Below are 12,508 nucleotides of genomic sequence, written 5' to 3'. Positions count from 1 at the left end.
GGGGTGTGGGGGCTTGCCCCACCAGGGCGCAGTTCGAGCTCTTGCGCGCGTAGTGCGTCTCATGGCGGAGGCCCAAGTAGTTGCCCTTGGCTACCTGGGCCTCCCAGCATCTAGAGCTTGGTGAAGCAGGGGCCGTCGAAGGTGTAGGACTGAGCCGTTGGGCCCGTGAAGAAGTCCTTGACGATCGAGACGCCGGTCGGCGCCTGGTCGTCCACCTTGTTGATCAAGGTCTGGCGGAAGGTCGCCGTGTTGGCGTCGTCGGCGAAGTTTCCGGCCTCCGGGGGCAGCATGCCCTCGTAATCCACCGTCTTCAGCGTCTTCACGGCCGCCAGCAGGCCTTTCCTGCTCACGTCGCCGCCGGCCACCATCTTGTCCAGCGCCGCCTTCAGCGGGTACGCCCACGCCCACCCCGAGGTGTAGCCGTCATTGGCGGACACGTTCGGGAACGCCTCGCGCATGGCCTGGTGGCCGGGCGTGTCGGCGTTCCAGGGCTTGCCGGGCGCCGACTGCTCGTACAACGCCTTCAGGGCCGGTGCGGCGGGCGACTTCAGCAACGCGGGGTTCCAGGTGGGGCCGGTCCCGATGAATCGGCCCTTGAAGCCGGCCGCGGCGGCCTGGCCGATGATGGTCGCGGCGTCTGCCGGGCCGGTGGTGAGGATCACCAGGTCCGGCTTGTTCTTGGTGATCTCGGTGATGGCGCGGCCCTGCTCGTTCGCGCCGCTCGGGGTCTCGACGCTGGTGAACGTCAGGCCGTTGCGCTCGGCGGCGATCTTGGCGCCGGCGGCGGCGTCCGCGCCGTAGTCGCCGGCCAGGTGCACGGCCATGACCGACTTCGGCTTGTACGTCTCCATCGCGTAGTCCACGGAGTTCATGGCCTCGACACAGTAGTTGGACCCGGTCTCGATGATCACGTCCTCGAACTCCCATGCCGAGGTCCACGAGGCGGGGGCGGCGACGATGCTGTTGGCCTTGAGGTCGCCGATGATGGCGGCGGTCGTGGGCGAGCCGAGCGTCTGGGCCAGGCCGAGCACCTGGTCCTTGATCTCGTTGTAGACCTGCCGGTGCACTTCGGGGTTGTACTTGTTGTCCCGGACGTAGCGGGTCACGTCCACCTCGTACTTGCCGCCGACGCCGCCGGCCTTGTTGACGCGGGCCCAGAAGGCCTTCTGCGCGTCGGTGATGGGCACCGCGAGCGCGGCGAACGGGCCGGAGGTGAGGTCGGAGATCGTGCCGAGGTAGATGCAGCCCTTGTTGCGGTCGACCGCATTCGGGCAGGGCTCCGCGGTGACACCTGGCGCCTGGGCGCCGGCCTTGCTGCCCTCGTCGTCCCCCCGGATGACGCCGCATGCGGACAGAAGTGCCACCACCGCGGTGAACGCCACCACACAGCGACTCTTCATGAAAAATCCCTTCTCAGTATGAAAAAGGCCAGGATTTCCAGTAGTTGCGGATCCGGATCCACAGACCGAACAGGCCGCGCGGCTCGAAGATGAGGAACAGCACGATCAGCAGCCCGTACAGGACGGTCTCGACCTGGAACACGTTGGGGGTCTGCGTGGTGTCGCCGCTGACGAACGGCACCAGCGAGGGCAGCGCCCTGGTGAGGGGCTGCAACAGCGAGATGAACAACGCGCCCGCGATCGCCCCGGACACGGTGGCCACGCCGCCGATGAGGACCATCGCGATGAACTGCACCGACATGAGCAGGCTGAACGAGCCCGGCTCGACGTACCCGGAGATCGTGTAGAGCAGGCCGCCCGCGCACCCGGCATAGAAGGAGGAGATCCCGAACGCCAGCACCTTGTTCCGCGTCAGCGGCACCCCGATGACCGCGGCCGCGATGTCCCGGTCGCGGATGGCGGCGAAGGCGCGGCCGATGCGCGAGCGGGCCAGGTTGCGGGCGGCGACGGCGAAGACGATGAGCAGCACCAGCATGAGGACGTACAGGGTCTGCTCCTTGGTGCCGAGCGGGCCGTCCTGGTCCAGGCGAGCGCCGAAGAGCTGCGGGATCGCCGCCTCGCGCCCCACCCCGGGGCCGCCGGTGAGCTCCTGCCACTCCTTGAAGACGTGCTCGCCGAGGAAGACCAGGCCAAGCGTGACGACGGCCAGGTAGAGGCCGCGCAGGCGGGTGGCCAGCGGCGCGACGAGCACTCCGGCCGCGGCGGCGACCAGCCCGGCGGCCGGCAGCCAGATCCAGATCTCCGCGATCCCGTAGCCGAGCCGCTCGCCGTCGACAGGTCCGGACAGGGCGGCCGCCGTGTAGGCGCCGATGGCGACGAAGAAGGCGTGGCCGAGGGAGACCTGGCCGGCGTACCCGGTGACGATGTTGAGCCCGATCGCGCCGATGGCCAGCACATAGGCCCCCGCCAGCACCTCCAGCGACCGGTCCTGCAGCAGCACCGCCAGCGCGAACGCGAGCAGCACCAGCACCCCGGTCCACACCCGTTTGGCCCGGGTGTCGAGCAGCGCCATGTCCTGGGCGTAGGAGGTGTAGAGCAGCGGCCGGCCGCGTACCCGGCGAGACCGGCCGGTCGGTATGTCTGGGGCGGTCTGCGCCGCCGCGGAGCGCGTGTCGGTCATACCCGCTCGACCTCCCGGGTCCCGAACAGGCCGTACGGCCTGACCAGCAGCACGATCAGCATCACCACGTACGGCGAGACGACCGCGAAGTTCTGTCCCAGCCAGGGCGCGAAATCCCCTTGGTACGACTGGAACAGCGACTCCACGACGCCGACCACCAGCCCGCCCACGACCGCGCCGCCGAGGGAGTCGAGCCCGCCCACGATGATCGCCGGCAGCGCCTTCAACGCGATCACCCACGTCAGCTGCTCGATGCCCTGCCCGGTGCCGACGAACATTCCGGCGATCGCCGCCAGGAACCCGGCGAGGCCCCACGACAGCGCGAACACCATGCCGACCGACACGCCCTGCGCCAGCGCGGTCTCCTGGTCGAAGGCCGCCGCCCGCATGGCCAGGCCGTACCTGGTGAAGCGGAAGAACGCGAACAGCAGCCCGACCAGCACCGCGGTGACCACCAGCATGGCCAGCCAGCGTGACTGCACGACCAGCGGCCCGAGCGAGACCTGGGTGAACCCCCACGGATCGCCCATCTGCCGCACGTCCCTGCCGATGAAGGCGTTGACCACCACCCGCACGACCACGTCGATGCCGAGCGTGATGATCGCCACGACGAAGACGGGCCGCCCCACCATGGGCCGGATCGCCACCCGCTCGATGCCCAGCGCCACGCCGGCGATGAGCAGCGCCGACAGCAGCACAGCCGCGTAGAACCCGGTCACCTCGGCCAGATAGCTCACCGCGACGGCCCCGGCCAGCATCAGCGCGGGCTGCGCGAAGCTGATCACCCGCGTCGCCTTGTAGATGATCACGAACCCCAGCGCGAGCAACGCGTACACCGACCCGTTGCCCAGGCCCCTGATGACCGTCTCCAGCAGCCCCTTCACCGGGCGTACATCCCTTCCACCAGGTCCTCGAACAGCTTGGCGATGGCACTGCGCTTGACCTTCTGCGTGGCGGTCAGCTCGCCGTCCTCGTGGTCGAGCTCCTTCGGCAGGAACGCGAACCGCTTGACCTGCTCGACCGACGCGAACCGTTCGTTCACCTCGTTGACGATCCCCCGGACGAGCTCCCGCGTCTCCGGCTTCTCCGACAGGTCCCGGTAGGTGGTGTACGGCAGGCCGCGCCGCCGCGCCCACTCCCCCACCGTGTCCGGCTCGATCCCGATCAGCGCCACCAGGTACGGCCGCTGGTCCCCGATGACGACGGCCTCCTTCAGGTACGGCGACGCCTTCAGCGCGTTCTCGATCTCGCTGGGCGCGACGTTCTTGCCGCCGGCCGTGATGATGATGTCCTTCATCCGGTCGGTGATCCGCACGTGCGTGCCGTCCACCCATTCGCCCACGTCGCCGGTGTGCAGCCAGCCGTCGGGGTCGAGCACGTCGGCGGTGGCGCGCGGGTTGCGCCAGTAGCCGGCGAAGTTGCCGGGATGCCGGGTCATGATCTCGCCGGTGGCCTCGTCGATCTTCAGCTCGATGCCGGGGTGCGGCTCGCCGACCGTGCCGAGGCGCACCCGGCCGGGGCGGTTGGCGGTGGCGATGGCGGTGTTCTCGCTCATCCCGTACACCTCGTGCATGGGGATGCCGATCCCCATGTAGAACTTGAGCACGTCGGGCGCGATGGGCGCGGCGCCGGAGGCGGCGTAGCGCACCCGCCGCATGCCGAGCCGCTCGCGCAGCGCGCGGTAGCAGAACACCCAGCCGATCCCGTACGCCACCCGCGTCCGCAAGGTGTGCCGACCGCCGGTGCGTACCAGCGTGTCGCCGATCCGGTCGGCCGTCCGCAGCCAGAACCGGGCCATCGCCCGCTTGACCGGCGAGGCCGACTCCAGCTTGATGGTGACCTGGGCGAGCACCTTCTCCCAGATGCGCGGCACCCCGAACAGGATCGTGGGCTGCACCTCGCGCAGGTTGGCCTGGACGGTGTCGATGGATTCGGCGAAGTTCACCTGCACGCCGGCCGCCGAGTTGAACCACACGGTGAACGCCCGCTCGGCTACGTGGCACAGCGGCAGGTACGACAGCGCGAGGTCGCGTTCCGACGGCGGTGGCGAGGTGAAGCCGCCGCCCGTGACGAGGGTGTCGACGGCGAACTCGATGTTGCCGATGGTGAGCATGACGCCCTTGGGCGGTCCGGTGGTGCCGGAGGTGTAGATGAGCGTCGCCACGTCGTCGCGCGCCGCTTCCGCCATGCGGCGCTCCACCGCGTCCGGGTGCGCGGCCCGGTGCTCGGCGCCCAGCGCGAGCAGCTCCGGCCAGGACATCAGGACCTCGTCGTCGTAGCGGCCGCGGATGCCGCGCGGCTCGAGGTAGACGATGCGCCGCAGGCCGGGGCATTCGTCGAGGACGGCCAGGGCCTTGTCCACCTGCTCCTGGTCCTCGGCGATGAGGATCTTCGCACCGGAGTCGGCCAGCAGGTAGGCGACCTCGGCGGGCGGGTTGGTGGGGTAGAGGCCGACCGTGATGCCGCGCACGGCGACCGTGCCGAGGTCGCCGTAGAGCCATTCCGGGCGGTTGTCCGCGTGGACGGCCACCCGGTCGCCGGGCTCGACGCCGAGCGCGAGCAGGGCGTGCGCGACCAGCTCGACGTGCGTCCAGTACGCCGCCCAGGTGACCTCCTGCCAGATGCCGAAGTCCTTGTGCCGCATCGCGACCGCGTCGGGCGTCCCCCTGGCCCGCTCCCGCACTCGGTCCACGATCGTTGTCATGCGGTTCCTCCCAGGTACGCCTCGATCACCTTGGGGTCCTGCTGCACCTCGGCCGGGCTGCCGAGCGCGACGGGGCGGCCGAAGTCCAGCACGAGCACCCGGTCGGCCAGGTCCATGACGAGTCCCATGTCGTGCTCCACGAGCACGAGCGGGATGCCCAGCTCGTCACGGATGTCCAGGACGAACCTGGCCATGTCCTCGGTCTCCTCCAGGTTCATGCCGGCCACCGGCTCGTCGAGCAGCAGCAGCCGTGGCTCCATGGCGAGGGCCCGGCCCAGCTCGACCCGCTTCTGGATCCCGTACGGCAGCAGCCGCACGGGGTGGCGGCGCCAGGCCTCCAGCTCGAGGAAGTCGATGATGTCCTCGATCTTGGCGCGGGCGGCCAGCTCGGCGCGCCGGGCGCGGCCGTACCACAGGAGGGCGGAGAACGCGCCGTAGCGGAAGTGGTGGTGGCGGCCGAGCATGAGGTTGTCCAGGACGGTGAGGTTGTGGAACAGCTCCACGTTCTGGAACGTCCTGGCCAGGCCCATCGCGGCGATCTCGTGCGGCCGCCTGAGCAGCAGGTCCTCGCCGAGGAAGGTGACCCGGCCGCGCTGGGGCCGGTAGACGCCGGACAGCACGTTGAAGATCGAGGTCTTGCCCGCGCCGTTCGGCCCGATGACCGCCAGGAGCTCCGCCTGTCCCACCTCGAAGCTGACGCCGTCGACGGCCTTGACGCCGGCGAAGCTCAGGTGCACGTCCTCGAACGTCAGGAGAGCCATCGTTTCCTCCGCTTGTAGTGCTTGACCTCGCGGAAGGACCGGACGGCCCCGAGGTAGAACTCCTTGATGTCCTCGTCGGCGAGCAGCTCCTGCGCCGGCTTGTCCATGACGATCTTCCCGGTCTCCATGACGTAGCCGTGGGAGGCGATGGACAGGGCCATGGTGGCGTTCTGCTCGACCAGCAGGACCGTGGTTCCCTGCCGGTTGATCTCGACGATGAGGTCGCGCACCTGGCCGACCAGGGACGGGGCCAGGCCCAGGCTGGGCTCGTCGAGCAGTAGGTACTTCGGGCCGGCCATGAGGGCGCGGCCGACGGCCAGCATCTGCTGCTCGCCGCCCGACAGGTAGCCGGCCACGCTCTTGCGGCGCTCGGCCAGCAGCGGGAACAGACCGTACACGCGGTCCAGGTGGGAGGTGGTGGCGGTGTGGCCGCCGACCTTGAGATTCTCCTCGACGGTCAGTTCGGACAGGATGCGGCGGCCCTCCATCACCTGACTCACCCCGCGCCGGACGATCTGAGCGGGTTTGAGGTGGTGGATGGGCTCGCCCTCCAGCGTGACGGCGCCCTTGGTGATCTCGCCGTCGTGGACGTCGAGCAGCCCGGACAGGGCCCGCAGCAGCGTGGTCTTGCCCGCGCCGTTCGCGCCGAGCAGGGCCACGATCGAGCCAGGGGGGACATTGAGGCTCACGCCGCGCAGCACGAGCATCACGTCGTCGTAGACGACCTCGAGGTTGCGTACCTCCAGCAAGGGCGGCTCCTCGGGACAGTGTGGCCTATGTCACTCCCCCGTTGAGCACAATCTCTACGCTTGGCCGCCAGCCGACAAGGGGCCTGGCCGAAATTAGACCGCGCACTGGCCCTAAGATTTCTGTTATGGCAATGTGCGAGCATCTTTCTCAGGCCGACGACCCGGCGGCGAAGACGCCTGAGGGCTGCGAGGAGTGCCTGGCCGACGGTGGCCGCTGGGTGCACCTGCGGCGCTGTTTGGAGTGCGGCCACATCGGGTGCTGCGACTCCTCGCCCGCCAAGCACGCCACCGCCCACTTCCACGCGACGGGGCATCCGGTGATCCAGTCGTTCGAGCGCGGCGAGGAGTGGCGGTGGTGCTTCGTGGACAGCCAGATGGGTTAGCGCGGCCGGGGACGGCTCCGCTAACGCTCCAGGATGGCCTCCTCGAAGTCGAGCTGGGCCATCACCTCGCGCAGCACCTCGTCGTCGAGGCGGCGCTCATCGCGCAGGCGCACGAAGACCTGGCGCTCGGCCTGCAGCATGTCGCGGCGCAACCGCCGGTAGAGCGCGCTCGGGGTCTCCGCGCCGCCGTGCCCGGTGCCGCCGCCCAGACGCTCCCACGCGGTCAGCGAACGCCGCCATGACTTCTCCCTGAGCTGGTCGATGACCTGCTTCTGGATCTCGTCGGGCTCGCCGTCCTGCTCGGCGACCAGCCGCTCCAGCTCGGCCAATCCGGCCTCCAGCGCCGCCTGCTGGGCGGCCGCCTCGGCCAGGCGGTCCTCATATTGCTCCTGCGTGCTCGTCACGCCCAGCCGCCTGATCAGCGCGGGGAACGTCATGCCCTGGATGAGCAGCGTGCCGATCACGGTCGTGAACGTCAGGAACAGCAGCATCGCCCGGTCGCGCGGCGGGACCTCCGGCGGGATCGCGAACGCCGCCGCCAGCGACACCACGCCCCGCATCCCCGCCCAGCTCAGGATCACCGCCTGCTTCGGCGTGGGCGCCGGCTGCCTGGCGTTCCTGACCAGCGCCCTGGTCAGGAAGGTGGCGGTGAACACCCAGACGAACCTGCTGAGGATCGTCACCGCGAGCACCGCCGCCGCGTAACCCGCGACCGCCCACGCGCTGTAGCCGCCGATGCCCTGGATCACGGTCACGAGCTGCAGCCCGATCAGGGCGAACACGATCGTCTCGAGGAAGAAGTCGGTGACCTTCCACACCGCGTCGGACACCAGCCGGGTGCCGAACCCGCGCAGGTGCATGCGGTAGCCCAGGTAGAGGCCGACGATCACGACCGCGATCACGCCTGAGGCGTGCACGGTCTCGGCCGCGAAGAAGGCGGCGAACGGGATCAGCAGCATGAGCGTGTTCTCGACCAGCGAGTCTCGCGTGTGCTGGAAGACCCAGGCGAACAGGAACGCCAGCGCCAGCCCGATCGCCACCCCGCCCGCCGCCGCGATGAAGAACGCTCCGATGCTCTCCACCAGGTCCACGGTGCCGCCCACGGCCGCCCCGATCGCCACCCGGTAGGCCGTCAGCGCCGTGGCGTCGTTGAACAGGCTCTCACCGATCAGGATCGTCAGCGTCCTGCGCGGCAGGCCGAGCCGCCGTCCGACCGCGACCGCGGCCACCGCGTCGGGCGGCGCGATGATGGCGCCGAGCGCGAACGCCAGCGCCAGCGGCAGATCCGGCAGCAGCAGGTGGACGAGCAGCCCGACCACGGCCGTCGTGAACAGCACCAGCCCGATCGACAGCAGCAGCACGGCCCGCTTGAGGTCACGCAGGCGCAGGTAGGAGCTGTCGAGCGCGGCCGAGTAGAGCAGCGGCGGCAGGAACACGAACAGCACCAGCTCGGGATCCAGCGGCACCGCGGGCACCAGCGGCGAGGCCAGCAGCCCAGCGGCCACCAGCAGCAGCGGAGCCGGCCAGCCCTTACGCCGCGCCAAGGCGGAGACCGCGATAGCACCGGCGGCCACCAGCAGCAGTTGCAAGCCCAGGATGGGACTCACCGACGCTCCTTCTACCTCGGCCCGATCACCTCGCGCAGAGCGTACCTGGACGGGGCCGGGTGAATCACCACTCCCTGCGGTCGCTCCGCTGGTGGTAGTCCGGGTGCTGCTGCTCCGGACGCAGGCGCTCGCCGGTAGAGAACATGGGATCCCCGGCGTACGGACGGGCCAAGCCCGCATCCGGCTGCTGGGGCTCCTGCCTGCCGAGGGCCAGCAGCGGGTCCACCGGGTTGGCCTGCGGGGCCTGCTGGTAGGCGGCGTAGTCGTCGCGGGCGGGCTGGGGCGCCGCCCGGCGCCGGCCTGCGCCCGGAATGCCGTGCATGGGCGTGCCCAGGCCGGCGGCGCTCTGGCTCTGCGGCTGGGGCTGGGGCTGGGGCTGGGGCTGGGGCTGCTGGTAGGCCTCCTGACGCCGCCCAAAGGAGTCGGACGCGTACGGATCCGACGGGTACGGGTCGGAGTGGTACGGCTCGGACCGGTGCTGGGGGGCCGCCGCGTAGGGGTCGGCGGCCTGGGAGGGGAAGCCCAGGGGGTCGGTGCTCAGCGGCGACGGGCGGCGCTGTTCCTCGGGCATCTGGTAGACGGGCTGGTTGTCCACGTACTGAGACCCGCTGAAGCGATCAGGTTGCTGCTGGTACTGCGGCGCCTCGGCGGTGTACTGAGGGCCACTGAAAGGGTCGCCGGTGTGCTGAGGGCCGCTGAAGGGATCGCCGGTGTACTGGGGGCCGCTGAAGGGGTCGCCGGCGTACTGGGGCTGGGATGCGGTGGAGTCGACGTACTGGGGGCCGGTGAAGGGCGCCGCCGCCTGCTCGCCGTAGGCGGGGGTCGTGTCCCTGGGCGCCGTGGTCTCGCTGTAGGAGGCGACCAGCTTGTCCTGAGGCGCCGGCCCCCTGGCCACGAGGACGTCGTTGGGCGACAACGCGGCCGTGGGACGCTCGTCGAACTGAGGATGGGCCGGCTGCTGGGGAGCGGGCTGCGACGGCCGCTGGTATTGGCCGGTGCCCGGCATGACTTCGGTGCCCGGATCGTGCGCGGGCACGGCGGGCTGCTCGCCCGTGGCCTCGGCAAAGCCCTCGTCAAGGGTGTCGAGCAGCCGGCCGACGTCCTCCATCGGCATGCGGAAGCTCGCTGTGCACATCTCCCCCCGCCACAGGCTGAGCACCAAGGTGCCCTCGTGCCACGTGACCCGGAGACACCGCTCCTGACCTCGTGCATCGAAGAAGACTTCGCCGAACGACGGCAACGGGACAACTTCCGACATGGCAGACATACTGCTTTAACCAGCCTTTATTCGTCCACTCAACCCCGGAAAACCCTACGGAACCGGCCTTCCCATATACACCGCGAATCCCTCCGATCACACACGGGAAGATCGTGTTTGACCAGTTGGAGTCCCGATCGCCCAGTGTGCCATGCGCGCCGGCGAAAGGATTCAGGAATGTCGGGATGCGCATGGCCGATCACACCGCGTTCGGCACGGCGACCCGGAAAATGCGGGTAGCGTTTAGTGCCGTGCCGGACTCCCATCTCCCGCCAGTGGACCAACTCCTCAGCATCGCGGTCGGCGCTCTCGGAGGGAGCGAACGGCAGGGCCAGATCACGATGGTCCGCGCCGTGCAGCAGGCCATCGACGACGAGGAGCATCTGGCGGTCCAGGCCGGCACGGGCACCGGGAAGTCGCTGGCCTACCTCGTGCCGTCGATCCGCCACGCGATGGACAGCGACAAGCCGGTCGTGGTGTCCACGGCCACGATCGCGCTGCAGCGCCAGCTCGTGGACCGCGACCTGCCCAGGCTGGCCGAGACGCTGAGCAAGGAGCTGCCGCACGAGCCCACGTTCGCGATCTTGAAGGGCCGCCGCAACTACCTGTGCCGCTACAAGGCCACGGCGGGCTGGCCCGAAGAGGACGAGCAGGACCAGCTGTTCGACCCCCGCGAGGTGAGCGCCACGGGCCGCATGGTGCAGCGCATCCAGGAGTGGGCCGAGGAGACCGAGACCGGCGACCGCGACGAGCTGGTGCCGGGGGTGAGCGAGCAGGCGTGGCGGCAGTTCTCGGTGAGCGCGCAGGAGTGCCTGGGCGCCAACCGCTGCCCGAGTGGCGCCGAGTGCTTCGCCGAGCTGGCCAGGGCCCGCGCGGGCGAGGTCGACGTGGTGGTGACCAACCACGCGCTGCTGGCCATCGACGCCATGGGCGACCTGCCGGTGCTGCCCGAGCACGAGGTCGTGGTCGTGGACGAGGCGCACGAGCTGGTCGACCGCGTGACGTCGGTGGTGACGGGCGAGCTGTCGGAGCTGACGGTGTCGCTGGCGGTCCGCCGGGTGGGCAGGCTGATCGAGCAGACGGTCGCCGACCAGCTCCAGGAGGCGGGCGAGGACCTCAAGGCGCTGCTGGCCGCCGCCCCGCCCGGCCGCATCGACGACATGCCGCAGGTGCTCGGCCTGACGCTGCAGCTGATCCGCGACACCGCCTGGCGCTGCATCACGGCCATGGGTCCGCGCGGCGCCGACAAGGACGACCCGGACAAGGCCGGGCAGCGCAAGGCCGCGTTCACGGCCCTGGACGAGGTGCACGACACGGCCGTACGCATGCTGGAGGCCTACGGACACGACTCCGAGGCCGACCGGGCGGAGGTCGTGTGGCTCGACGCGGGCACCGACCGGCGGCCACCCGCGCTGCGGGTGGCACCGCTGACCGTCAGCGGCATGCTGCGTGACAAGCTGTTCGGCGAGCGCACGGTGATCCTCACCTCCGCCACCCTGGCGCTGGGCGGCACGTTCGACGGGCTGGCCGCGCAGTGGGGGCTCGGCGATGCCAAGGGCTGGCAGGGCATCGACGTCGGCTCGCCGTTCGACCACCCGCGCGCCGGGATCCTCTACGTCGCCAAGCACCTGCCCCAGCCAGGCCGAGACGGGCTGCCGCAGCAATATTTGGATGAGATCGCCGAGCTGATCGAGGCGGCCGGGGGGCGCACGCTGGGGCTGTTCTCGTCGATGCGCGCGGCCAAGGCGGCCACGGAAGCGCTGCGGGAGCGGCTGGAGGTGCCGCTGCTGTGCCAGGGTGACGACTCGACGATGCTGCTGGTCAAGCAGTTCGCCGAGGACGAGCCGACCTGCCTGTTCGGCACGCTGTCGCTGTGGCAGGGCGTGGACGTGCCCGGGCCGTCGCTGCGGCTGGTCATCATCGACCGGGTGCCGTTCCCTCGCCCCGACGACCCGCTGACGTCGGCCAGGCAGCGCCACGTGGCGGCGCGAGGCGGCAACGGCTTCATGGCGGTGGCCGCCAACCACGCGGCCCTGCTGCTGGCCCAGGGCGCCGGCCGCCTCCTGCGTGCCCAGAACGACAAGGGCGTGATCGCCGTCCTCGACCCCCGCCTCGCCACGGCCCGCTACAGCAGCTTCCTCCTGGGCTCCCTCCCCCCGTTCTGGCGCACCACGGACCCCTCCATCCCCCGCGCCGCCCTGAAACGCCTATCAGCCGAACCAACCACGTAACGCCCCTTGGCAGCCCCGTGGTCCTCGCGTGAGCTGCCACAGGCTGCGGCGTGCCTGGCGTGCCAGGCGTGCCTCGCGTACCGGCCTGCCCGGCGTGCCAGGCGTGCCAGGCGTGCCGAGGCGGGTCCTGCAGCCGTCGCGCCTTCCGAGCGCCGGCGCGGCGAGAGGCGGAGCTTGGCGCAACACTCATGGCGACACGCACAAGCCACGCGACCGGTCCAGTCTTCGAACCAGG

10 protein-coding genes are annotated in these 12,508 nt (G+C 70.3%); 2 read left to right on the top strand and 8 right to left on the bottom strand.

The features are described 5' to 3' along the window. Nucleotides 1–110: 110 nt before the first annotated feature. Genes OHA25_RS29405 through OHA25_RS29380 form a run of 6 tightly spaced genes read right to left on the bottom strand, consistent with a single transcriptional unit; the run spans nucleotide 111 to nucleotide 6,794 of the window. The gene (locus OHA25_RS29405) at nucleotides 111–1,400 is read right to left on the bottom strand and encodes an ABC transporter substrate-binding protein (RefSeq protein WP_327590675.1); all 1,290 of its coding nucleotides are present in this window, start codon (nucleotides 1,398–1,400) and stop codon (nucleotides 111–113) included. 13 nt (nucleotides 1,401–1,413) lie between these two features. Further along, complete coding sequence (locus tag OHA25_RS29400; RefSeq protein WP_327590674.1) at nucleotides 1,414–2,580, bottom strand: branched-chain amino acid ABC transporter permease; 1,167 nt, start codon at nucleotides 2,578–2,580, stop codon at nucleotides 1,414–1,416. Further along, nucleotides 2,577–3,464 carry a branched-chain amino acid ABC transporter permease gene (locus OHA25_RS29395; RefSeq protein ID WP_305922796.1) on the bottom strand — a complete coding sequence of 296 codons (888 nt, stop codon included), beginning with the start codon at nucleotides 3,462–3,464 and terminating at the stop codon, nucleotides 2,577–2,579. The genes OHA25_RS29400 and OHA25_RS29395 overlap by 4 nt, the downstream gene beginning before the upstream one ends. Further along, a complete protein-coding gene (locus tag OHA25_RS29390) occupies nucleotides 3,461–5,284 on the bottom strand; it encodes an AMP-dependent synthetase/ligase (RefSeq protein WP_327590673.1) in 1,824 nt (607 codons plus the stop codon). The genes OHA25_RS29395 and OHA25_RS29390 overlap by 4 nt, the downstream gene beginning before the upstream one ends. Further along, nucleotides 5,281–6,045, bottom strand: a complete 765-nt coding sequence (locus OHA25_RS29385) for an ABC transporter ATP-binding protein (protein WP_305922794.1) — start codon at nucleotides 6,043–6,045, stop codon at nucleotides 5,281–5,283. Before OHA25_RS29385 ends, OHA25_RS29390 begins: the two co-directional genes overlap by 4 nt. After that, nucleotides 6,033–6,794: an ABC transporter ATP-binding protein gene (locus OHA25_RS29380; protein ID WP_327590672.1), complete on the bottom strand. Its 762-nt coding sequence runs from the start codon at nucleotides 6,792–6,794 to the stop codon at nucleotides 6,033–6,035. The genes OHA25_RS29385 and OHA25_RS29380 overlap by 13 nt, the downstream gene beginning before the upstream one ends. A gap of 125 nt (nucleotides 6,795–6,919) precedes the next feature. Between OHA25_RS29380 and OHA25_RS29375 the strand changes: the two genes are divergently transcribed. Next, nucleotides 6,920–7,177 carry a UBP-type zinc finger domain-containing protein gene (locus OHA25_RS29375; protein WP_327590671.1) on the top strand — a complete coding sequence of 86 codons (258 nt, stop codon included), beginning with the start codon at nucleotides 6,920–6,922 and terminating at the stop codon, nucleotides 7,175–7,177. Between the two features lie 20 nt (nucleotides 7,178–7,197). Here the strand turns inward: OHA25_RS29375 and OHA25_RS29370 are convergent, their stop codons facing one another. Next, nucleotides 7,198–8,784, bottom strand: coding sequence for a Na+/H+ antiporter (locus tag OHA25_RS29370; RefSeq protein ID WP_327590670.1), 1,587 nt, complete (start codon nucleotides 8,782–8,784; stop codon nucleotides 7,198–7,200). A gap of 64 nt (nucleotides 8,785–8,848) precedes the next feature. After that, nucleotides 8,849–10,042 carry a hypothetical protein gene (locus OHA25_RS29365; protein ID WP_327590669.1) on the bottom strand — a complete coding sequence of 398 codons (1,194 nt, stop codon included), beginning with the start codon at nucleotides 10,040–10,042 and terminating at the stop codon, nucleotides 8,849–8,851. Between the two features lie 230 nt (nucleotides 10,043–10,272). Between OHA25_RS29365 and OHA25_RS29360 the strand changes: the two genes are divergently transcribed. After that, on the top strand, nucleotides 10,273–12,273 hold the full coding sequence (locus OHA25_RS29360; protein WP_327590668.1) for an ATP-dependent DNA helicase: 2,001 nt from the start codon (nucleotides 10,273–10,275) through the stop codon (nucleotides 12,271–12,273). Nucleotides 12,274–12,508 lie beyond the last annotated feature (235 nt).

Source organism: Nonomuraea sp. NBC_00507 (genome assembly GCF_036013525.1).
Taxonomy (GTDB): Bacteria; Actinomycetota; Actinomycetes; order Streptosporangiales; family Streptosporangiaceae; genus Nonomuraea.
This window is presented reverse-complemented; position numbering and strand designations above follow the sequence as displayed.